Origin of the sequence: Acinetobacter schindleri (assembly GCF_010918895.1) — a bacterium.
GTDB lineage: Bacteria > Pseudomonadota > Gammaproteobacteria > Pseudomonadales > Moraxellaceae > Acinetobacter > Acinetobacter schindleri.
Window position 1 is genome coordinate 1,746,470 of the sequence record NZ_CP044483.1, and the last position, 24,471, is coordinate 1,770,940.

The 24,471-nt window shown below is 38.1% G+C and carries 19 protein-coding genes and 2 pseudogenes; 10 read left to right on the top strand and 11 right to left on the bottom strand.

Features of this window, described 5'->3' with window-relative positions:
* Positions 1-6 precede the first annotated feature (6 nt).
* From FSC11_RS08440 to FSC11_RS08470, 8 genes and pseudogenes are all read right to left on the bottom strand, one after another.
* Positions 7-1,119 (bottom strand): hypothetical protein, encoded by a 1,113-nt coding sequence (locus tag FSC11_RS08440; RefSeq protein WP_163166303.1) that lies wholly within the window; start codon positions 1,117-1,119, stop codon positions 7-9.
* 329 nt (positions 1,120-1,448) lie between these two features.
* Positions 1,449-2,300: an HNH endonuclease gene (locus tag FSC11_RS08445; protein WP_163166305.1), complete on the bottom strand. Its 852-nt coding sequence runs from the start codon at positions 2,298-2,300 to the stop codon at positions 1,449-1,451.
* A 62-nt stretch (positions 2,301-2,362) separates the two neighbouring features.
* A pseudogene (locus FSC11_RS16500) lies at positions 2,363-3,088 on the bottom strand (restriction endonuclease subunit S); the annotation flags it as partial.
* Positions 3,077-3,580, bottom strand: a pseudogene (locus FSC11_RS16505) (restriction endonuclease subunit S); the annotation flags it as partial. The pseudogenes FSC11_RS16500 and FSC11_RS16505, both read right to left, overlap by 12 nt.
* Entirely contained in the window at positions 3,580-5,151 is a 1,572-nt protein-coding gene (locus tag FSC11_RS08455) for a type I restriction-modification system subunit M (RefSeq protein WP_163166309.1), read from the bottom strand. The pseudogene FSC11_RS16505 and the gene FSC11_RS08455, both read right to left, overlap by 1 nt.
* A gap of 110 nt (positions 5,152-5,261) precedes the next feature.
* A complete protein-coding gene (locus FSC11_RS08460) occupies positions 5,262-6,257 on the bottom strand; it encodes a hypothetical protein (protein ID WP_163166319.1) in 996 nt (331 codons plus the stop codon).
* Between the two features lie 45 nt (positions 6,258-6,302).
* Complete coding sequence (locus tag FSC11_RS08465) at positions 6,303-7,400, bottom strand: YagK/YfjJ domain-containing protein (RefSeq protein ID WP_163166321.1); 1,098 nt, start codon at positions 7,398-7,400, stop codon at positions 6,303-6,305.
* A gap of 240 nt (positions 7,401-7,640) precedes the next feature.
* Entirely contained in the window at positions 7,641-7,865 is a 225-nt protein-coding gene (locus tag FSC11_RS08470) for a helix-turn-helix transcriptional regulator (protein ID WP_140952606.1), read from the bottom strand.
* 103 nt (positions 7,866-7,968) lie between these two features.
* Between FSC11_RS08470 and FSC11_RS08475 the strand changes: the two genes are divergently transcribed.
* From FSC11_RS08475 to FSC11_RS08500, 6 genes are all read left to right on the top strand, one after another.
* Positions 7,969-9,360, top strand: a complete 1,392-nt coding sequence (locus tag FSC11_RS08475) for a hypothetical protein (protein WP_163166323.1) — start codon at positions 7,969-7,971, stop codon at positions 9,358-9,360.
* Between the two features lie 279 nt (positions 9,361-9,639).
* Positions 9,640-10,893 carry a hypothetical protein gene (locus FSC11_RS08480; RefSeq protein WP_163166325.1) on the top strand — a complete coding sequence of 418 codons (1,254 nt, stop codon included), beginning with the start codon at positions 9,640-9,642 and terminating at the stop codon, positions 10,891-10,893.
* Between the two features lie 118 nt (positions 10,894-11,011).
* Entirely contained in the window at positions 11,012-11,299 is a 288-nt protein-coding gene (locus FSC11_RS08485; protein WP_163166327.1) for a hypothetical protein, read from the top strand.
* 45 nt (positions 11,300-11,344) lie between these two features.
* On the top strand, positions 11,345-12,379 hold the full coding sequence (locus tag FSC11_RS08490; protein WP_163166329.1) for a DUF932 domain-containing protein: 1,035 nt from the start codon (positions 11,345-11,347) through the stop codon (positions 12,377-12,379).
* Between the two features lie 142 nt (positions 12,380-12,521).
* On the top strand, positions 12,522-13,580 hold the full coding sequence (locus FSC11_RS08495; protein ID WP_163166331.1) for a YqaJ viral recombinase family nuclease: 1,059 nt from the start codon (positions 12,522-12,524) through the stop codon (positions 13,578-13,580).
* Positions 13,581-13,745: 165 nt separating this feature from the next.
* Positions 13,746-14,645, top strand: coding sequence for a recombination directionality factor (locus FSC11_RS08500; protein ID WP_163166333.1), 900 nt, complete (start codon positions 13,746-13,748; stop codon positions 14,643-14,645).
* Positions 14,646-14,693: 48 nt separating this feature from the next.
* On the opposite strand, the gene FSC11_RS08505 is transcribed toward FSC11_RS08500, so the two are convergent.
* The 3 genes from FSC11_RS08505 to FSC11_RS08515 all read right to left on the bottom strand — a co-directional run bounded on the left by FSC11_RS08505 (position 14,694) and on the right by FSC11_RS08515 (position 19,360).
* Complete coding sequence (locus FSC11_RS08505) at positions 14,694-16,253, bottom strand: hypothetical protein (RefSeq protein ID WP_163166336.1); 1,560 nt, start codon at positions 16,251-16,253, stop codon at positions 14,694-14,696.
* Positions 16,250-17,920: a hypothetical protein gene (locus FSC11_RS08510; protein ID WP_163166338.1), complete on the bottom strand. Its 1,671-nt coding sequence runs from the start codon at positions 17,918-17,920 to the stop codon at positions 16,250-16,252. Before FSC11_RS08510 ends, FSC11_RS08505 begins: the two co-directional genes overlap by 4 nt.
* Positions 17,921-18,064: 144 nt before the next feature.
* Entirely contained in the window at positions 18,065-19,360 is a 1,296-nt protein-coding gene (locus tag FSC11_RS08515) for a tyrosine-type recombinase/integrase (RefSeq protein ID WP_264821156.1), read from the bottom strand.
* Positions 19,361-19,657: 297 nt separating this feature from the next.
* On the opposite strand from FSC11_RS08515, the gene mutS reads away from it, so the two are divergent.
* From mutS to FSC11_RS08535, 4 genes are all read left to right on the top strand, one after another.
* Complete coding sequence (gene mutS / locus FSC11_RS08520; RefSeq protein WP_163166343.1) at positions 19,658-22,291, top strand: DNA mismatch repair protein MutS; 2,634 nt, start codon at positions 19,658-19,660, stop codon at positions 22,289-22,291.
* 202 nt (positions 22,292-22,493) lie between these two features.
* A complete protein-coding gene (fdxA, locus tag FSC11_RS08525; protein WP_004812595.1) occupies positions 22,494-22,817 on the top strand; it encodes a ferredoxin FdxA in 324 nt (107 codons plus the stop codon).
* Between the two features lie 139 nt (positions 22,818-22,956).
* Positions 22,957-23,670 carry a D-Ala-D-Ala carboxypeptidase family metallohydrolase gene (locus tag FSC11_RS08530; RefSeq protein ID WP_163166345.1) on the top strand — a complete coding sequence of 238 codons (714 nt, stop codon included), beginning with the start codon at positions 22,957-22,959 and terminating at the stop codon, positions 23,668-23,670.
* 132 nt (positions 23,671-23,802) lie between these two features.
* A complete protein-coding gene (locus tag FSC11_RS08535) occupies positions 23,803-24,468 on the top strand; it encodes an O-methyltransferase (protein ID WP_004812592.1) in 666 nt (221 codons plus the stop codon).
* Positions 24,469-24,471: the final 3 nt, after the last annotated feature.

The window sequence follows — 24,471 nt, forward strand, 5'->3', positions numbered from 1 at the left end:
TTCTCTTTAAATGATTTGTTCCAATGAGCCAACAATCATCTGCGGTTTGCCCTTGTACTCTTCAATCATCCCTTTCACGCAGAGTGTATTATTTTCTACGTTTTGAAGTTGTTGGCTGACATCCGAATTATTGTTCCAAATAACAACAGTAAAGGTCGGATTAGGATACGGTCGATCAAAATTCAAATAGACTCCTTTAGAGAATTTTTTGTATTGTGCAACTTGACCACACACAACTTTATGCTCACCGACATATTGTGAGCTTTGTGAAGCTTCAATATAGTTCTGAGCAGAACGATGAGCACTTAAGTCATTTTCCTGTTCTGAAAAACCATCAGAAGACTGAAGTGCTAAAATCTCATTGTTTGGAGTTGTTGTTTTTGACTGAACATAGACTACAGCACCGAGTACAATTGACGCCATTACGCCAGCACCCATAAGAACATACTTACGTATTTCTTTTTTGACTGAGCCTAATTGTTCATTTTGTTGAACTTTGATATCCGTTAATTCTTTCCGAACTCTCTCGAGCTCTTTCATATGGTTCTGCTTGAAGGTGTTAAGCCCACTACGGACTTGACCCAGCTCACCTGTTATATCAACTGATTGATCTTGACTGTCTTTGACTTGGAGTCTTTCGTATTCTGCAATTTTTGCTTCATATTCTTGAATGAGGCTTTGAATCTGCTTCTGCTTTGAAGCATCAGTAATTTGTCGATTTACTTGTGCTTTTAAAGCTTGACGTATTTCAGAAATGACTCGTTGCTGTTGGTTAAATGCTTTTTTATTCGTATAACGCAACACAATACCAAACTGTTGGATCAAATCATTTTGGCGTTCGAGGAAATCGTTAAACTTTTCATAACCTTTATTATTGATTTTGGCATAACCATCTAGTTCAATCGGTAGTTTATAACCTTTTGTTTCGTTGATAATCATGAAATCGATATAGCGATTACCTGCATTACTGTCTTTAAATGGAAATTGAGCAACAACATCATCGGGCGTAATTTCTGGGATTTGGCTTAAAATTTCATCGACAAATTTTTCTTCATATCCGACGATATGCTGAATTTTGTATCGATTTTCGTATTTCCATTTTTGCCAATCTAACATCATAGTTACCCAAAATTATTATTTAACCAATTAAAGACTTAGAATAGTCCGTAGAAACCAACAAAAATATATGTCTATAGTGAATACAATGAGACTTTTCTTATTCACTATCGATAAGACTTCATTGCGCTACCATTTTACTTTTCAAGTATTTTTAGGCAAGTCTACGTGAGAACACATCGACTTCAAATGTTCAAATTAAGATCGATATAAACCATCATAAGCACACTTGAAGTTTAAAAATCACAAGTCTTTTTGTGAGTAATTTTGATTAAACAAACATCTGCTGTAACCAGCCTTTTATACCGCACGGATTCTGTATTAAAAATTTTTTATTCATCTTCAAAAGTTTGTCTAAGTGGGTTATTAAGAGAATACTTATAAAAAACTTTTAATTTCTCTATCGTCATTGGAATACCATTTACAGTTTTATGGAGCATGGCATGACAATTTGGGCAAACAGGTCGTAAATCTTCTTTAGGATCTACTTCATATTCTTTGCCAATGTCATGTAACGGCTCGATATGATGTACATGGATAAAATCTTTAGCAAATGAGCCATACATATGTTCAAAGCTCATGCCACAGACATAGCAACGTGTCCCATAATGTGCGATACATTCAGCTCTTGCTTTGGGGCATCTTTCATAACCATTTACAGTGACGGTTATTTTTTTGCCTTCTAAAAATTTAGGACTATCAACACCTGCTTCATCTGGATAATCTGCTTCTACCGTCTCGCCAGCGAACTCACTTGCAATATAATCCAAGAAAATACAAATCGAATCATCTTTAGCTTTATCTCGATCTGTACGTCGCCCCTGAATTGGCGCTTCAGGAATTAATTTTTGTCGAATAAAAGCATCATAAGAAAGCGAAGGCTTATCCAATTTTTTTAATTTTTCAAAAATGGCATATCCCTTAATGCTATCGAGTTGGGTAGTATCTTTCCAAAATGCTTTTTGTGCGAGTGGATACTCCGATCTATCAGCATGTCCAATGACTTTAAACTGATACATGACCTTGGATACAGGTTTTGTGACATACACATATACAATATCGTTAACCTGTAATCCTTTGTCTTGATTCGTTGTAGAGTTTTTCCAATAGATTTTAGGTAAAGCATCAAATGCTTTATCAAGTTCAAAATCGTCGTAATCTACTGTAACTAGCCAATTTGCCATTCTAAAAAATCTCCCCTTACGAAATGGCGTTTCTCATCTCCTAAAAGGAGAGGGAAAATCCTTTAAACAAACATTTGCTGTAACAAGCCTTTTTTCCATTGCTTAGTTTCTTCGATTTGCTGTGCAACCTTATCAATCTTTTGATCGATAGCACTTAAGAAATTAGCGATTTTGGTTTGTTCTTCTAAGCAAGGAAAAAGTTTTTCATACTCAATAAAGTCTTTAAAATGATTCCTTCTCTTTTCAATTAATGAACCTGTTGACATAAGATTATAAAAATCAATCATTGGCTTACTAATAGCAAAACTTGTAAAATAATCTAAGTGAACTATGTCCTCATTGATATAAAAAACATTGTAATATTTTGATATTTTTACTAATTTTTTAATATTACTTTTTGCTATTGCACCAAAACGTAAATTCATCGGATTCATAACGAAGTCATTAAAATGTACTTCTTTGTAAGCATTACTTTCATCTTTAACTAAGAAGTCTCTTGTATAACGTTCAGTCTTTTCAGTAACCCCTTTTTCAATTGTCAAACTACACAATTCAACTTCAGAGTTGCTACAAATTTTACTACGCTCCTCAATAAAAGTTTTAAATTTGAGATTTTTCCACTCTCCAAACTCACTGCCATCATCAGCTTTAAAACGAATCTGCTGACTAAACAGCTTTTGCATCATGCCCTGTTTATATTGGCTCAGCAGTTCGTGTTTTTGCATCAATTGAATAATCTTTTCATCCACGACGGAAAGAAAAGATGCGATTTTGGTTTGTTCCTCTTTCGATGGCATTTCAAAATCAATTGAACGGATTGCCTGAAAATTTAAGCCCTCTCGTCCACCACCTACTTGTTTGGACTGAATATGATTTTGACCATTCTCAGAACTCAAAAATGATTGAACAAAAATAGGATCATCATTCGGTGTACGAATAATACAAACGTGTTGATTTACATTACCTTCTGAAAAGGTTTCAGGTACGACACAACTACGCCCAATAGATGCACCTGTGATATTTAACAAGATATCATTAGGTAAGACCTTACTACCTGACATTTTCGCATGTGTCGATTCAGGTATATACGCAACATCATCCAAGATAAGCTGATTATCGTTAACGTTTTGACTTCGTATAAAAATTATGCCTTCATCAACATAAGCTTCTGATCCACCTCGAGGTGTACTACCACTGCCAACTTTCGTAGAAATATCATTAATGGATTTTAATAACCAATCCCCATCAAACTCTTTAAAGCGTAACTTAGGCGTCGCCATTACTTCACCTCCGCAAATGGTGAATCAATCCCTAACTCTTTACAGAAATTCGCAATCACAGCATCGGTTTTTTGGCTTTCCACTTCCAAAGCTTGAAGCTGTTTCGCAATCACATCTAAATCAATTTCAGCTTCGGCTTCAAAAGTATCGACATAACGAGGAATATTCAAATTGTAATCGTTGTCTTTTACTTCTTTTAAAGACGCTACTTTGGCGTATTTCTCAATATCCTGACGGTTTTCATACGCACCAATAATATTGTCTAAATGCTCAGGCAATAGCTTGTTTTGATTCTTCTGCTTCTCAAACTCATTACTCGCATCAATAAACAGAATATTGTCTTTATGCTCACGGTTTTTCTTCAGTACCAAAATACACGTCGGAATAGTCGTGCCGTAGAAAATATTGGCAGGTAAACCAATAATCGCATCCACCACATTCATCTTTTCAATCAAATGCTGACGAATATGCCCTTCACTTGAACCACGGAATAACACCCCATGTGGTAATACAATCGCAAGCGTACCTACATCATTAAGGTGATACAGCATGTGCTGAACAAATGCCATATCTGCTTTTGAACTTGGTGCAAGTTTGCCATACGACTTAAAGCGCTCATCACTTAAAAATAACGGATCAGCAGACCATTTTGCAGAAAACGGTGGATTCGCCACAATCGCATCGAATTTCATGTCCAAGTGCTGTGGTTTCTTTAAGGTGTCTTCTTGCTTGATATCAAACTTAGAAAAATGAACATCATGCAAAATCATGTTCATTCGTGCCAAGTTGTAGGTGGTACGGTTCATTTCCTGACCGTAGATCGCATCGACATTGTTTCCGACTTCACGCTTCACTCGAAGCAATAAAGAACCTGAACCACACGTTGGGTCATACACGCTACGCAAACGATCTTTGCCAAGCGTCACAATACGTGCAAGCAAAGTAGAAACGGTTTGAGGTGTATAGAACTCACCTGCTTTCTTGCCTGCACCAGAGGCAAACTCACCAATCAGGTACTCGTAAGCATCACCCAGTACATCGGCTTCGGTATTTGAAATATCAAAATCAATCGCATCTAAATGTACAAGGACTTTAGAGATTAGCTCATTTCGATCTGTCGCATTATTGCCAAGCTTGGTCGAAGTAAGATCCATGTCCTCAAACAAGTGTGCAAAGTCTTCAGATGACTCAGCATCAAGCGTACTCTGCTCAATTGCTTTTAGGGTTTGAATCAGTTCATCTAAAATAAATTCGTTATTCTGAGCACGTTCAGCGAGGCTATGGAACAGTTGTGCAGGCTGTAAGAAGAAACCCATGTTCTCAAGGCTTTCTTGCTTAAGTGCTTGTAAGAACTCCTGATGCTCTGCGTTATTGGCATCTAAATCTGTAAACTGTAAGCCTTCATCTTTTAGCTCGTGGTTGGCACTGTTTAACACTTTTTCCGACAAGTACTTATAGAAGATTAATCCCAAAATATAATCACGGAACTCATCTGCCCCCATTTTGCCTCGTAGGTCGTTGGCAATATTCCATAAGCGTTTTTGCAGTTCTTGAAGCTGTACTTGGGTCATGTTAAAAATCAACCAAAATCATTATTTTAGAATGCGGTTACTTTGCCATAAGCCAAATGCGATATAAAGAGTAAAACATGAAAAAGGAGGCTTTCGCCTCCTTCTTATAGTCACTTCACGATGATGATGTCTGGTGAAATTTCTTTCGAGTGATAGTAGAGATATAGATGACTCGATAAGAACTGTTGAAATGACTGCTTGACACATTCTTGATCAAAACCATCTAAGCCATGTATATCAAGTGGATCTGCGTTCACCTTAAACATATACGTAGAGTGTTCTATTGCTGAATTAAACCCTGCACTCTGATTCGGATCTAACAGTATTGAGTTTGTAGTAAAAATTAATTTCCGATCTGTAATCACAAAAATCTGTGTGTAATATGCGCCAGAAAGATCACGGTATGTCCTGTGAAACAAATGAAAAACACCTTGTTCATTTTCATGCAACAATTCACAAACGACTTGCTGTGCTTGAATCGAAATTTTCCTTTCAATCTCATCTTGAGTTAAATGTGCAATGTTCAATGTCAAATGATTGACTGTAACCACCACTAAATTTGCTCTTTGCTCCTTGTTATACACTTTTCTAAACAAAGCCATAACACTCTTGAGTTGATCACTCATCCACAGCTTACGCTCAGCCATATCTTTCATATGCAATGTGCTAGTAGAGAATCGTTTGAATGCATTCAAAATATTTTCTAAGATTGGTGCAATACAGCCGATATAGTTCTGATCCGATAATTGATAAGTATTGATTCGAGTCGGCAATAGCTGAATTGCTGGCTCAAGCACCTCATTCATCTGACGAATATGCTCTGCGAACTTATAATTTTGATTATTAAGCGCATATGCACCTATTGGGATATACATGTTAATCATATTCATGTAATCCAATGTCTTTTCTGATACAGGTACAATGATTTGGGCTCCTGCATATGATTTCTTTAGCTTAAACAGTTTAAAGCTTTTCTGTGTGATTACTGAGAACTGTTGTGAACAATGCTGGACGACTCCCTCACTTGCAATAAACGCATATGGTGATTCAATGGATAGGTCTGTATTTGAGTAAATATATGCTGGTTGAGCGAATGATAGTTTCATGTGTTAATTCCAAAAAATAGAGTTCAATATCGAAAATTGCTTAGGCTAATTTTTAAGGTTGTCCCGAGGTCGACCTGATTGAGACTTTTCAATCTTTCTGGTACTCGTACCAAATACCCGATATTTCTTGAGTGTCTTTTCCATCAAAAATTGATCCGTTTTAGATAGATAAGACATGACAATCTCTAAGTTTTTTCTTGCCTCTTCGTCATCGTGAGAAATGCAACCAATTGCTAGGTTACGATATTTAAACTTACTCGCATTACAGTTGTGGAAGATGCCCTGATCATCTGTAACCTGTTTCCATAGCTCACCTAGCTTTTGAGCATAGTAAGAATCTTTACTATGCTTACTGCCATCCATAAAGAAAATGCAGTGATAGTGATAACCCTTTTGTACTCCGTACTCTAGCTTCCAGATATAGCCTTCAATACCTTCAAGCTCCCCTTTATTCACTAAGATTTTCTTCAAGAACTTGGACATCAACGTCTTCAAATCACTTAGCGATAAATTGGTCTCTGCTTTCAATGCGAAGTCCACTCTCTTAATGAGCAACTTGCATTTGAGTTCAAACAAGTCGTTAATCAGCTTCATCCCTTTTTGAAATTGATTATCGCTACGCTCCAATCTATTTTGTACTGCCTGCTTATAGGCAGGCTGTTGCGTCAACTCAAATATTGCACGTACTAAGTTATTTAAGAAATTGGCTTTTACCATACCAACACGAAGTGAAGTAATTGGAGTGGATTGATGCATTTTCCAAAAGATTGGCTCTTCTGTACTGATCAACATATGAGCTGGAATATGTTTCTTGATCGCTTCGTCTAGAACTTTTAACTCAGGAACATCAAATCGTTCATTCAAAATACTTGGTCTTTCAAGTGAGTTAAACAACTTGTGTAGTGCTGTATTTAAAGGTCTATACTGACCTTTACGATCCATCTCATACAACATATCAATATTATTTTGATCAATGAGTTGAACGATATTGATACCGTTAATTGCATCATGTACTGGCACATCAGCATGAACTTCTAAAGATCCGTCTTCAGTCTGACGCATCACCAATTCGTCATAATTCATAATGACAGATCTTGGGACATCAAAATACTTACGATTGATCTGTTTGGTTTCTGTGTTCATAGATTACTCTATTATATAAATTTTAAGTTGAGCTTCCCTAGCCAATGCCATGTAGAGCATTGGCTGGTATAACTTAGTCAAGTACTTTTAAATATCTAAGATATTGTTTATTAATACTATTAATTAAACATATATCCTAAATTGTGATTGTTCTGCATCTACGAAATATTGGTTGATACCCAATATAGGTAAACCCTATAAAATCGTGTCGTAGACTTAGATGACTGAATGGAAAGTTAATCAGCTAAAACGCTCATTCGCTTTGCTCTCTAACCATTCCAAAACCTCATGTTCTAACCATCCAACAGCATTACGACTCAACTTAAGTTGCTTAGGAAAAGTCTCGTCATAACGACTAGACTTTTCATTTAATTTTTCATATAAAGTTGAGCGACTTAGACCACTAAGCTTGCTGACCTCATTCATTCGAATGATCTGCATTTTATTTCTATCAATTTGTTCCATATGTGCTTTGCACCCTCTTGTTAAGTACAAAGCAATATTGGAATAAAAATATAGGAATTGAATCAAGTACTTTTTTCCTATAGCACTTTTCAAAATCAACATCATGAAAGAAAAAGATAATTTTTTATACGTGTTAGAAGACTCTATGTATTTTCTGACCCAATCTATTCTAATGTTAGAATATGAGAAACTTCACGCTTTAGACAAATGCCCATGCAATTTTGAAAAACTTAAAGAAATAAACGAATACATTTTAGGTAAAATCGACCGACTTCTTGACGAAGAGAAGCTTAAAATTTCAGAATATCATCTAGTATTAGAAAGTGATTGGCAGTGCAAAAAAGACAAATACGAAATTCTTCGATTTGATTTACTACAAGCATTTTGGTCAGAATACCAAAATAATGGCTTCACCTTGTTTCAACTCAGTACTGATTATTTTGAAATCTCATATCAATCATTAAAAGACTTTTTTTTCATGTGGATTCAAGAAGTCTTCAGACAATTCCCAGAACATGTTCAACATCTCAATATTTTAGCTATACAGTACAATTTAAGATCAATGAATAAGCTGTACGCAATCGAAGATTACTTTGTAGAGCTATATGTTAGTTATCATTTTATCTACAAAAGAGTTTTTCAACAGCCCCATGAAATTTATAAAATATTAAATAATATTAATCATATAGCCCCATTTAAAGACCTCACACATGGAGGTAATGATTTTAATGTATTAAAGAAAAAATCTAGCGAAGCTGACTATTTGATTGGACTGCAAGTACCAGTAAAAGCTCAAGGCAATATGATAGATGTACTTCATAAAGTTTTTCTGCAAATGATTAGCATGTTGCTTCTAAACAAAAATAATGATACCCCATCAGAAACTCAATTACGGCAAGCAGTTGAAATTGCAACAAGTTTACTCACACTCCAAAAGCGAAATCACTATCCATTAACACAGCGAAAATCACCTCTCAAAGCTTTAGAAGCGCTACTTTATCAAAGCTATAAAAAAAAGCATCCCACAAAAAACTCAAATGACTTCATGAAATATTTAGAACAATTATTTATAGAGAAAGAGTTCACTACCACTCGCTCTAAATCTAAGACACACGGTTCGGATAGGCAAACTCCAGTAAACACAAATGACTTGACCTTAACTATAAATATTCGGAATTATCCTCCTCTAAATGAACTTAAAAAAAAGCTAGCGTCATGCCCACGTACAGATGAGATCGATAAAATTTTTAAACATATCGAACAACAGAGTGAAATTGAAATCTGCTTTGGTTCAGTACGGAAAAATGCAGTAAATATTTTCACTAGATTCAATGAATACTTTGCCCCAAAGAACAAAGGTGATATTGTAAAAATCTACCAACCAGCATCTAACAAAGCTCAAATTACGACCGTCAGTTTGCAAAATCTTTATGATGCTGAAGCAGGTTACTCTATCGAACAGATGCTTAAAAACATCGAAGAGCGTCGATTATAATTATCATTATATGTCCAAGACTTAGCTCATCTTTCCATTCAAAAAGCCTATCTTTCCAAGCACTAAAATGCACGTTAAATCTCACATTTAGTGCTTGACTGACTTTATATATATGTGAATAATTGCCATCAGTGGTGATATTGACCTTGCTAGCACATGGCAAAAAAAATAATTGAAATACCTATCTGATTTTTTATTCATAGCTGTGATCTTTATGTTGCGCTGTGAGGTAAAAAATGTGCGCCTCATAGAAAAAATGCAACGATTAAAGGTGCAGATATGCCAATTGCAAAACACGTCTCGTTATTAGTTGACCTTCTAAATACACCTGTTTGGTCAGTTCCTGATTCAGAAAAAACTTCTTGGTCGTTTAAGCATTCTCACGGATATGACCTTCTAGCCTGCATGTGCGATCTCAATAAATATGATTTTGAACGCATTGGTTTTGTATCCTCAAGTTTGATGTCATTTGTGCCTACTTATCAGCCTTATTCAGATGACCTCAATCTAGAAGTTTTAAATGCTATTCGGCAAAAAATCAAAGATAAATTAGGCTTCACAGAAGATCAAAAACATACCTTAGATATTATTGTTGATCGTGTTACAAGATATGGTTTCATGATTGACCAAAGTATCGTTAGACATCCCGACCAGCTTACCGCTATGGTTAGAGAATTGTATGAGTCTGAAGAGTCCATTTTAGAGCATCTTGACAACCTCATCGAACTAATTGAAAACTTAACTTATGCCCTAGATCACAAGAAAGGTAAAAAGTTGCAACCTATTCAATATTGGTTATTACACTGGTGTTATGCAACTTTATTCAAACATCAAACTGCGCTAGAAAAACAGATCATTGCGGAAAATAGAATTCCTTCAAAATCTAAAGCGTTATTAAGCGTATATAAGCCTTATTTTGACAATGCTTACCCTGCTCTCAAAAAATATTATCAAATTTGCCTAGAGCTGAAATTTGATCAAGCAATGGAATTACATAACAAATTAAATAGTTTCCTCGGCTCACAATACTATGAAACAACCCATAGTTTTGCCGTAACATCACAGAAGACTGAACCTGAAATCTTCGTTTCGAATGGCATCGGATATCCATACTATGAAAACACTACAAATCTTTTTTATAGAATTACTGAAACTGGATTAGGGCTTGAAAAAGGAAACTCTTTTTACGAAGTATTAGATTCAGGTTTTGATACAGACTTATCTGAGGAAGAGCAAGCCATTTTAACCTACGTAAAACGACTCTTTAGAAAAGATGATGTTGGATATGAGCTTCACTTTGAAGATGGTGGATTTATAGATAAATATACATATTTGTTTTCGGATGATTTCCTGAAGGAGGCTCAAGAGCGTTACAAAGCTATAATGCCTTGGACTTTAAAAAATATTGTAGAAACAAGAGCAAAGGAAATCTATAGCCATATGTATAGACACTACATAAAACATAAAAATTTTGATAGCTATAGCCTTCCCAACATTACTAGAACTGTTGAGCCACTAAAGTATTCTAAATAATTTCAGATATATAACATCCTCATGAGAATCATGAAGCTCTTTAGAGTACACATGAAAAATGAATATCAAGCCTGCCATCGTGCAGGCTTTTTTATGCCCAAAATTTAGGAGTCAAGTCATGAGCTTGAATTGTCCCTTTTGTCATTCAACTGACATCATGCTTGTTGAAGCAAATGCACAACAAGCAAATTCAACATTATCAAATCTTGCATCACCCGCAGCTTTAGGAGCCTTAGGCACAACTGTTGCGAAGTCTTTGAACTTGCCTCCCATCATTGGAGGAATTGCAGGAACTGTACTTGGTGGTTTGTTTAATTCATTTACAGAGCAAAGCACACCTTCGCAGCAAAGCTTGTGCTTCTGTCATAACTGCTACCAAAAGTTCCCCACTCAATATCTGAATTAAAAATAGATCCAATTTTTCAATATGATTTTAAAAAGGAATAAAACTATGGCACATCAACTTGAACAAATGGCTTATGTCGGTGAAACCCCTTGGCATGGACTAGGGAATCAACTAAGTCAAAACCAACCGATTGAAGTTTGGGCACAGCAAGCAGGAATGGATTGGTGTATCGAATCATCTGATGTCAGTTACATGGCTCAGAATGAACGTGGTCAAAGCATCATCATACCATTTGAAGAACAGCGAGTATTGTACCGCTCAGATACCCATGCACCACTGTCCGTAGTGAGTCAGCGTTATCAGGAAGTACAACCAAAAGAGATTTTGGAGTTCTACCGTGATCTGACTGAACAATCAGGCTTCGAGTTGGAAACAGCAGGAGTACTGAAAGGTGGTAAGAAGTTCTGGGCTTTAGCACGTACAGGACAAAGCACAGCATTGAAAGGTAAGGATGTCAGCAATGGCTATGTGCTACTAGCATCAGCATGCGATGGCACATTGGCAACTACAGCACAATTTACGAGTATTCGAGTCGTGTGTAATAACACACTTGCCATTGCACTTAAAGGTGCAACTGCAAGCGCAGGTGTGGTTAAAGTACCACATAGCACCAAGTTCGATGCAGAGAAAGTAAAACAGCAATTAGGTATTTCAGTTCGTGCATGGGATGAGCACATGTATGAGATGAAACAGCTTACTCAGCGTAAAGTCAGTCAACAGGAAGCCAAGGCTTACTTTGATGCCGTGTTCAACAATAGCACCATGTCAATTTCTGATCCTGAAGAGAACATCATTCAATTCTACCGTCAGGTAGCAAGCAATCCACCACAGCAAAACAAGACTGAACCCAATGGCAGAGCCATGACCAAAGCCTTAGAGATGTTTAATGGTCAAGGGCGTGGAGCTGATCTTTCATCTGCTAAAGATACAGCCTATGGCTTGCTATGTTCGATCACCGAATTTGTTGATCATGAACGTCGTGCCATGAGTACAGATCACCGTTTGGACTCAGCATGGTTTGGAGCTGGAGCTAATCTTAAACAACGAGGACTAGAACAAGCCTTATCTTTAATTGCCTGAGTTAATTTAAGTCTGAGGCTTATAGATAGCCCCTGTTTTTAACCACCATCAACATTTATATCGCCATACCAGACTTAAGGTCAGGTATGGCTTTTTAATGCACTTTTTTCTAAAAGTAAAACTTATAAGTAAGGACAAAACTATGAATCAAATTGCACCGATTACAAATCAGCCCATACAGAGAAATCTTCAAACTGTAATCAATCCACTGACTACCGCCAAGCGAGCAACTTCTGCAAAACGATTAGTGAATACCAAAGATATGGCATATCAAGATTGGCTTGAAGTCCGTAAACAAGGTATTGGTAGCAGTGATGCTTCAACGGCGTGTGGCTTAAATCCCTACATGTCGATGCTTGAACTATGGCTGATCAAAACAGGTCGTCAAGCTCAGTCTATTGAAGATGAAAGCTCAGGTGTTGCACCGTTATATTGGGGTAAACAACTTGAGCCTTTAGTCGCTGAGTATTACAGCATGCACACCAACAATAAAGTACGTCGAGTCAATGCTGTTTTACAGCACCCTGATCCCGACAAGTACTTTATGTTGGCAAACTTGGATTACGCTGTTGTAGGTAGTGATGAAGTACAGATACTTGAATGCAAAACTGCAGGAGAACATGGGGCTAAGCTTTGGCGTGATGGTGTGCCTTTGTATGTCTTGTGTCAGGTACAACATCAATTGGCAGTCACTGGAAAACAGTCGGCACATGTCTGTGTATTGCTATGCGGACATGAGACTAAGATTTTCAAAGTAACACGTTCTGAATCTGTGATTCAGCACATCATTAATGCAGAACGTTATTTTTGGGAATGTGTGGAAAAGGATATACCACCATCTGTTGACGCAAGTGAATCTGCATCCAAAGCGATTCAGCAACTCTACCCAACCCATGTACCACTAACAGTTGAAGATCTCTCTCAGAATGAAACAGCCAATCTCATGTTCGATAAGCTAATCAAACTGAAAGAAGAGATTCAGCATAAGCAAGAACGCTTCGATGAGCTAAAACATCAAATCCAAATGATGATGAAAGATGCAGAGCGTGCCACGTTTAGCCGTGGTTCGGTAGTTTGGAAAAAATCCAATGATAGTGTCAGCTTAGACACCAAATCATTATTAAAACATCAGCCTGATCTCATAGCGCAATATCCATTGAGAAGACAAAGCAGTCGTCGATTCAATATCTATCAAGACTAAATAGATCCTTCATTACTTTCACCAAAACGGCAAAAACTCCCCCAACTCGCCAACACTCGAAAGTGTGGCGAGTCCTATTGGAAGTTTTTGCCTTTCATTCTGATCTTTTATCTTTGTCTTACATATCAAAGGGTCAGTAATAAAAAAATACTTGGAGCAGAACTTATGATTAAAGGTTTAGCAATTACTCCACCAATACTAGGGCGGATTAGTATTGGACGAGTTGTAGAGAAGAACGGTAAACGCTTACCTGAAAAAGATGATCAATTTACCATTACCTCACAGATTCAAAATAAAGAAGGCTGGGTAAAACATCCTTTAGATGAACAGCTTCGTTCAAATGCGCCCAATCAAAAGCTTCGTACAATTCCTGTGAGAATGATTTTCAATGATCCCGATCTTAATTTACGAGCAGAGTACACAATGTTTGATCGTCAGACTGGACGACCTGTCTGTGTAGGTGATGGTCAAACTTGTCAGCGTTTGACCAACCAAGGTATAGAACAGTATCCATGTCCTTCTCCTGATTTATGTCCTTTAGCTCAGGGAGGACACTGCAAGCCCTATGGACGTTTGCATGTGAATTTAGATGAGTCGGATGAATTTGGCACATTCATTTTTAGAACAACGGGCTTTAACAGCATACGGACTTTGGCAGCTCGATTGAGCTATTACCATGCAGCATCAAATGGTTTGTTGTCATGCTTACCGTTACAGCTCATTCTCCGTGGCAAAAGTACCACTCAAAGCTATCGACAGCCTGTGTACTACGTTGACTTAACTTTGAGGGATGGAATAGATCTGCAGTCAGCGATTCACACTGCGCGGGAGATTGATCAGCAAAGTAAGCAGTCGGGATTCAATCAAGAAGCCTTAGATCGAACCGCACAGCAGGGTTTGGCTAATGCTCTATTTGAAATAAATTTAGAGGATGGTGCAGATATTGTTGAGGAATTTTATAGCCTTACCAATACCGCATCTCACGTCCACCCACATTCAGAGGATGAGCCTTCAGTTTATGATATACAAATTGGTTTGAAAAATAGTGTCTCGGCATTGAACTAAAAAAATTTAAGACAGAACACAAGCTTCTGAAGGTGTTCTGTCTTAATCTTAATATGGAGATAACTTCAACATTCTATATTCTTTATCTAAATATTCATCCACAGCATCCAAATCTAAATCCCCCTCTCTGAATTTGGCTTGGACTTCTTTCAAAGCTAATAATGAAAATCTAGACCAACCTATAAGATTTGTCCTCAATAAAAACTGTACTGGCTCACCTGCTGATTTAATTCCGGCATCAAGACCATCAATGATACACAAAGCACCATGTGCCACTAGAAGCATTCTTCTTACCTCAGGTACATTTACTAGAGGAATACAATCTAACCAATCTTTATGATGATAAATTTTTTGCTTCAAAGACCACATAAATCTTGTCAATAACTCAGTAATAGCTACAGGGATTGCCATTGCCATACCATGTCTAAAATCATATCCAGCTTCAAAAACTTTAACAGCTAAAGTAGCAAAGCTATGCCTATGTTGACCAAAAGATCCAAAATTAGCAAATTGAAGCAAAGAATAGAACGGAATTGGAATGCCTGACCCCCGACCTAATGCACCTGATGAACCTGCCACATCCGAAAATAAATGTCCTAACCAGTTGATAAAACCACAATATATCTTGGCAATTAAGTTACCACCTTGAAGTTCATTAGTAGCTGTATTAACCCTGATCAACTTGGATGTTTCACCCACCTTAATCCCATGGTCATTAATTACATCAAATATTCCTACAAATGATGCAGTATCATTAAATTGATCTAACAATGAAAAGAATAATCCACACAAATCTGGTGAATGACCAAGACTCTTTATGTGGTGGTTTTGCGTGCTCATTTTAAATAACCCATCAACATCCGCAGAATGCCGATGATCATAGTTAACTTTAAAAGTACGCTCCAAGAAACCAATAGCACTTGATGTAGGATCTTTGCCTTCTTTTGCGCCGTTCCAACCATTCATTTTTGCAAAAAGTTGAACTGCTTGATTTGTTGCACCATCAGTTAAGTTACCTAGAGGGCTCTGTCCAGGCATTCCTACAAATAAGACATCAACTAAGCCACCAATTACTCCACATGTGCCTGCAATCATATAATCGTATTGATCGCAATTTGCATTCTTTAACGAAAACTCTTCTTTGATTCTTTTTTGTAGGGCGATCTTCTGAGAATAGGTCATTAAATCATTAAAAGGATCTTCAGAGACATAAATCCCATTACGTTCCTGAAAATCTTTAAGAGATCTCTGATAGTCCGACCATGAGTCATCTTTCGAGAGAGTTATAGTGTCAAGTAAACTTAAATGTGTATAAGTAGATTCTGGTATTTGGAAAATTTCTTCAACTTCTTTTTCTTCTTCAACAACAAAAATGATTTCTTCATCATGAACAATAGAAAAATCTAGTAGCTCTCTTTCAACATCCCCTACCAAGAATTCAGAGTTAGTCAGTGCATCTTGAGTTTCCAAAAGAATTTTGTCCAAATCAGAATTAAGCTGGTTCATTACACCATCTATCTGCCCAAGCTTAGCTTGAGCAGAAGATAGCTGAAGATCTTGCATAACTAGACTATATGCTTGCTCATCTACAAGATCTTTTTTAATCATGTGAATAAACCTGTGAGCGCTTGTTTTGTTTTGCCTGCAAGTACATCACTCACATTAAAATATCCGATCACATCGAAAGCTTTAGATAGCTGTAAAAACTCAGATTTTTTAGAGTTATCTATAACTAATCTCTTAACTATTTGCTTTTCATTGTTTTTTTCTACAACAACTTCCTCTTCAATATAAAACTCCATAATAAAATCGTAGAATTTTTTCTTCGTTGGTTCTGTTGTTAAAGCCTTTAATTTAGAAATATCTAAAACTAATGGACATTTAAGCTTATTAGAATCTCCCTCAGCTTGATGCACTTTATGATTCAAAATATCTGCCGCACCAGTAATCCCTTTTAGCATAGACATTTGTTGTCTAAGTTTTGCATTTACTTCTAATAATGCTTTGGCATTACCACTAACTTGACTCACTTTCTCAATGGTCTGATTCAATCTAGAAGTAACGTAATTAATATCCCCGACAATAGTCGATATTGTATCTTGCGTTTGCTTAATGACTTCATTAAGCATTAATTGTTTACGCTTATATTTACTTAGCTCATCCGAACCCGTTAGTTTTTTTACACCTGCATACGTACCTACACCAATCAATATAGCAACCCCAATACCTGTTGCCATACTTGAGAAGCCCAATACCCCTCCCATTCCTAGCATAGCCAAACCTGATGTCATACCAGCGGCAGACATCCCAATCACTGAACCTGACAAATATACTGCAGCTAAAGGTGTACCAACAGCAGCTGCTTTTGCTGACAACTCAGAGAAGGCTTTTTTCATTTTATCGTCTGTGAAATCCTCCTCTAACAATTTATAGTCCATTTCCAATGCCTCAATAATGATACTAATATCAGCTTCATTGATTTGAAAAAGTGAACGATTTTGGTTGAAAAACTCGAATTGCAGGAGGTCTCGACTTTGGGTTGAGAAAAAGATGTTTATCAAATCTTTTGCCAAGGAGATATGAACAGTATTGTGTTGACCTTCAACAATATTACTATTCATTTCATCAAATAATTTTTTTGTTTCTAACAACCCTTCATAATTAAAAAGGTATGTTCTTACATCAAATCGGCTTTGTTGCTCCAAGCCAAGACGATTCATTAATAAAAAGATTTCTGCCAGTTCATTTCTATCGATAACTTGATCATTTGCATAAGCCATATTAACGATAATTTTTAAATAAGCGATTTTTAACTCTTCACTCATTTCCTCTAATGGAATTGACTGCCGTTGTTCCTTAAAGTCTTCGAATTGCGTCGATACATGATTCAAAATACGAGTTAATTCACTATAACTACAAGTAGTACTCATATTTTCTAATTTAATTTTTTCTTCTTTTGTAACAACAACTACATGAGGAAATTTAGGGTTAGTTTCTTCAAATCTAACAGCCACTATTTCATTAAACTTAATAGCTACTGGATCGGCAAATGTAGGTTTTACAATCAATTGCTCACCTGTAAAGAGAATACCATCTGCTCCACTACCAAATACTGTAATGTCCAATAGAGCTACGACATTGTCAGGACTACCAGAATATTTAAAAGACTTCACAGCATTGTTAAGTTTCTTATCAGGTATATTGGGTGCAACGTGTACATTGGATTTATGTAATTTTGGTAATTCTTGACGTAAATAGCTATTAATATTAGACATGCTTCCCTCTATTTTTTAAGAAATTTTTTGTTAATTTTCAGGGACAAATTTACATTAATTGTATAATTAATCAACTAATACTTTGGTAATAAAAATGATAAAGCGACAATAATTGTCGCTTTATTTAACTTCTAGATAGTAAGTTTACTCAATCAGAGACTCCATGTGATCAGCCCACTTCTGCAACCACTCAGCACACTCTTTTTCATAAGTATGTAAATCATAAGTTCCCTGTATCCCTTTTTTAGAATGACCCAATACTGCTTCTGCCACCTCTGCCGGACAACCCAAACGTGACAACCCTGTACGTACCGTCCTTCTTAAGTCATGTGGATTCCAATCATCCATGTCATTCAACCACAACTGTTCAGGTCTATATGTTTGTTTATACATCATCTTTTCAGGATGTTTCATTCTCCATTTACATTCTGTAATCGTCTTTTGCAAAAGTGGCTTTCCACTTTTTTCCATTTGAAAAACATATTCCAAATGCTTATTAGGAAGATTTTCAATAAACTCAGCACACTGACGAGATAGTTGAACATAGCGTTCCGAGCCATTTTTACTCTGTCTGATATGCCATGTTCTAGACTCTAAATTTATATCTGCCCATTTAGCTTCGCAGACTTCACCTGTTCGGCATCCTGTCCAAAGTGTGATCATCAAGACTTGTTTATGTTTTGCTGAAAACCCTGAAGTTGGCAACCACTGCAAAACACGCCTTAATTCATCATCACTTAAAACTCTAGTTCCTTTCGTACAAGTCAGCTTTAATCTAGCTTGTTTCGCACTAGCCTTAGCCAACAAAGCTGGGTTAGCAAAATCCTCTTTAAACTTCTCAAGCCCAATAGCGTACTCATAAGCTAAAGTTAATTCAGACAAAACTCTACCTGCTTGGACATTGGCTCCTCTCGCTACTATATCTGACACCAACTGCACGATATCTTTACGAGTAATTTTTTCAGCAGGTAAATGCCCTAAAACTTTTACAGCATCTCCATACAGCGTTCTTCTTGTTTCATCTTGCCCCTTCTTCTTACGAGACCCTCGAATCAATTTCTTTAACCCTGATCTTGGATCATCTACGTACCTATCTTCGATTACGTTTGTAAGATATAACTCGATTAAATCTTTAACTGTAAATTTATAAAGTTCCTCTTTCTCTTTTTCTGCTTGAAGCTTAGTTAGCCTTTCCAATTTTTCTTCTTTTGCATAAGTACTTGGGCAAATGCCTGAACGCCTTTGAGCTTTTAACTTTTGCAACACAATCCTTGCTTCAGCTAAAGATAGTTCAGGAAAAGTGCCTATCTTCATTTTTTTTAACGAGTTATCGATAGGACTACGATAACGATATATAAAAGATGTTAATCCAGTCTTCCCTTTATATACTCGCAAGCCTTCATTTTCACCTATATCAGCTTTATAACTATCATTCTTCATCTTCTCTATCGCTTTAGCAGATAAAGCAACTTTTTTCGTTGCTTGAGTTTCTTTTTCACTCACCTAGAAATCCCCTTAGAAACAAAGCCACAGTTTTTGTTAGAATCCGTTTCAGAAATTCAAAAATCGACTCATCTTATTCTTAGTATTTTAACAACACACCAAGAAAAGGTACACCAAAAGGTATACTTATTCATTGGATTGTTCAGGTTTAGACAAGATTCAATAGGATTCGTCAGGAAAAGTTTTGTATGCAATTATTTGTAAATATTATTAATTTTAAAGGTGTTAAGTGATATGAATACAGAAAATATAGTACCTGACCCATCCACACTAACACCTATGATGCAGCAATATATGTCTGTGAAGATGCAGCATCCGCATTCATTGATGTTCTATCGCATGGGTGATTTCTACGAACTGTTCTTTGAAGATGCCCATAAAGCAGCTAAAATTCTTGGCATTACCCTAACCCATCGCGGTAAGGCCAATGGTCAGCCGATTCCAATGGCAGGTGTGCCTTTCCATGCGGCAGAAGGATATTTGGCCCGTCTGGTAAAAAAAGGCGAAACGGTAGTAATCTGCGAGCAGATTGGAGAGGTCACAGGTAAAAGTCCGGTTGAACGTGGTGTGGTTCGGATTATTACTCCAGGCACATTAACCGATGATGCCCTGCTGGGTGCACATCAAACTTCTAATCTGGTTGCGCTATGCATTCAGCAAAATAAAATTGGTATCGCTCTACTGGATTTAAGCGCCGGTATTTTCAAAGTTCAACAGATTGATTATGACCTGAACCAGCTGGCAATTGAGCTGGCACGTCTGATGCCAAGCGAAATTGTCGTAGATGAGAATCTGCAAGAGCAGGATCTGGTTGAACATTTGAAACGCCAACTGGATGTACCAGTCAGCAAACGCCCAAATGTCGACTTTAACCTGAACAATGCCCAAAAGACTTTATGTGACCAGTTTGCTGTCAGTACACTGGCAGGTTTTGGGATTGATCACCTGCCACTCGCCAAAGCCGCAGCGGCTGCATTGATTCACTATGCCAAAGAAACCCAGAAAACTGCGCTGCCGCATATTCGTAGCATTCAGCTAGAACAAAGTTCAGACTTTATTGCGCTAGATCCGGTTACTCGTCGCAATTTAGAGTTGATTGAACCCTTATTTGAACATGGTACTTCACTGTTCCAGTTAATCAATGATTGTCAAACAGCAATGGGTGGCCGCCTGCTGAGTCGCACCTTGATGCAGCCCTTACGCGATACTGCCATTCTGGATGAGCGTCTGGATGCTACTCAGGTATTATTAGACGGCTTTCATGAATCGCCAGTACGTCTGGTTTTAAAAGAAATCAGTGATATTGAACGTGTATTGAGCCGTATTGCATTGGGCAGTGCACGTCCACGGGATCTGGTTCAGCTGCGTCAGGCCTGTGCTCAGATCCCGTTCCTGCGTCATGCACTACAACCGATGGTCAGCCAGCAGCAGTCCAAATTACTCATTCAACTGAATGAAGAACTTGGTGATTTCCATGGTCTGCATGAACGTTTGATGTCAGCCATTGTGGAAAATCCACCAGTTCTGTTACGTGATGGGAATGTTATTGCCGAAGGTTTCGATGCAGAACTGGATGAGTTACGCAAAATTCGCGATCATGCCGGGCAATTCCTGATTGATCTGGAAATCAAGGAACGTGAGCAGAGCGGCATTCCAACCCTGAAAATCGGCTATAACCGTGTTAGTGGCTACTATATTGAATTGACCCGTGCACAGGCTGAACAGGCACCGGAACATTATATTCGTCGCCAGACTTTAAAGAATGCCGAACGTTACATCACGCCAGAGCTGAAAGCCTTTGAAGATAAAGTCCTTTCCAGCGAATCGCGTGCACTGGCGCGTGAAAAGTTGATCTTTGAAATGCTGCTGGATGAATTACGCGAGGATATTGGCAACCTGCAAATGATGAGCAGTGCCATCGCACAGATCGACCTGCTGTGTAACTTTGCGCATCAGGCACGCCTACGCAACTGGTCACGCCCGAAATATAGTCCGGAAATTGGCTTAAAAATCCAGGCGGGCCGTCATCCTGTTGTGGAAGCTTTAAGCAAAACTGCCTTCACTCCGAATGATACGCAACTCGATTATCAGCATCGGATGGCCATTATCACTGGTCCAAACATGGGCGGTAAATCTACCTTTATGCGTCAGACTGCACTGATTGCCCTGCTGGCCTATTGCGGTAGCTATGTTCCGGCACAGGCTGTAACCTTGGGGCCAATTGACCGCATTTTTACCCGGATCGGTTCGGCAGATGACTTGTCTACAGGTAAATCCACCTTCATGGTAGAAATGACCGAAACTTCGCAGATTCTGCATCATGCGACTAGTCAATCACTCGTGCTGATGGATGAAGTCGGTCGGGGTACCAGCACTTATGATGGTCTGTCCCTAGCTTGGGCATGCGTACTTGATCTCACCCGACGTATTCAATGTTTATGTCTGTTTGCTACGCATTATTTTGAGTTAACTGAACTGGCCAGCGAATCAGGTATTGATAACTATCATGTGACTGCCCGTGAAGTGAATGATAACCTGATTTTGCTGCATAAAGTGCAACAAGGTCCAGCCAGCCAGAGTCATGGCCTACAGGTCGCCAAACTTGCCGGTATTCCAGCAAGCGTAATCCGGGAAGCACAAAACCGACTGCGTATTCTGGAAAAGCAGCACCATACCAAGCCTCAAAGTCCACAACCTGATCTGTTTGCGATTGAACAGGTCGAAACAGTCGTTGAGCGGATTATTGAGGTGGAAAAACCATCGGCTGCACTTGAACTGCTGGAAGACATTGATGTCGACAGTCTCAGTCCGCGTGAAGCCTTACAGCAGCTTTATGCACTGAAAGATCTACTGAAACTACCAGGCTAAACTCTTCAACCGCTTCATTCAGTATGAGGCGGTTTTGTTTTAGGTAGTTATAATCTCTGAATTTGATATCTGTATCGGTTTTTTTGCAAAAATAACAGCCCTATATATAACAAATATCAATAAAAGGAATTGTTAGTTGCTGCGGTTTTTGCCTAAAATACACATTAGTTATTAGAACCATATTTTTTAGGTAGCTGTCGCCATGACCTTCGTTGTCACTGAAAATTGTATTAAATGTAAATATCAAGACTGTGTTGAAGTTTGCCCTGTAGATTGTTTCTATGAAGGTCCGAACTTCCTTGTAATTAACCCGGACGAATGTATCGACTGCGCGTTATGTGAACCAGAATGTCCTGCAAATGCAATTTTCTCTGAAGATGAGTTACCTGAGGGCCAGGAAGTATTCATCGAATTGAATGCTGAGCTGTCTCAAAAATGGCCAAATATCACCCAAATTGGTGATCAGCCAGCTGACCGTGAAGAATGGAATGGTAAGGCAGATAAACTGCAATATCTTGAAAAGTAATTTTCAAACCTCCAAAAAAGATCAGCATAGTCTGGTCTTTTTTTGTACCTGATGCACACATTTCATTGCAATTTATCCTGAATTTCTTCGCAAAAGTGGACTAAAATAGCGCTATTTTATAAATACCTGATTTCTAATAATGAAGCATTTTTACAAGGGATTATTGGGTCTCAGCATGATCCCTTTTGTCATGGTGGGCTGTACCACCGCGACAAAGAAACCAATAACCTTGCCAGATGGAAAACGGATTTACATTCCTCAGGAACAGGTTAAGGTTGACCGTAAGGTGCTGCCTAAGAGTATTCCTTTTGCCTATACCAACTGGGCAGCCGTAGCAAATAACCTCTCTCGTGTACGCGAATATGAAGTATTTTTAGAACGTAATTCGGTAGGCAATATCATTCCAAGTTTTGAATTGATGCGTACCGCACGTGACTGGTCGCGTTGTGGTGGACCGCAGTATATGGTGCCAAGCCGTGAGCTGTGGAGCAATCAGTTGCCAACGTTACGTGTATTTAAATATCTGGTTGCAGCCAATGTCCTCAATGATTTCGAAGTGACCTCAGTTTATCGTGATCTGCCGCTCAATAAATGTGCTGGTGGTGCTAACTCTTCACGTCACCTGTATAACTCTGCGATTGATTTCCGTATTGGCCCGGAATTCCCGCAACCTGAAGATTATGCCTATATTGAGAATACCAAGTTCAAACTCTGCCAGTTCTGGATACAGCATGGTCAAAGCCTGAATATGGGCTTAGGTCTATATGCTTCAGGTCAGATCCATATTGATACCCAAGGTTACCGCACCTGGGGCCCGGATTTAAGCCGTAGATCTTCAATGTGTAATTACTAAGTCATTTCACCTACAATACAGAATCTGTAAATCGTTCTGTATTGTTCATTTTCAAAGCAAATATAAAACAATAAATTGCGCTCCACTGCGAAAGGTTTAAAATGCCTGCATCGCAACAAAGGTGCTCAAGCTATGCAACAAATGTGGACAGATCTCGACAATTATATTGATTCACATTTAATTCCAGATGATCCTATTCTGAAACAGACTCTTGAAAATACAGCTGCGCATGGATTCCCTGATCATCTGGCGGTAGCTGCCAATCAGGGCATGCTGTTACAGATGCTGATTCAGATGAATGGCTGCAAGCGTGTACTTGAACTCGGAACTTTTGCTGCATATAGCACCATGTGGCTGGCACGTGCCCTGCCTGAAGATGGTTATATACTGACCATTGAAGGTCGTGATACGCATGCCGCAATGGGTCAGGAAAATATCGAGCGTGCCAACCTCAAACAAACAGTCGAACTTAAATGTGGCCGTGCAGCAGATATCCTAAAAGCCCTACCGGAAGATACAGAACCATTCGATTTTATCTTTATTGATGCGGATAAACAGAGCTATCCTGAATATCTGGAGCTCAGCCTGAAACTGTCTCGTTCAGGTACAGTGATCTTTTTAGACAACGTGATTCGTGCTGGAGCAATTATTGATTTGGACAATAATAAGCCAAGTATTGAAGGTATTCGCAGCATGTTTGAAGCAATGCAGAATCACCCGCGCCTACTTTCCAGTACCGCTCTACAGACCGTGGGCAGCAAAGGTCATGACGGTTTTGCACTGGCTATTGTCAAATAACAG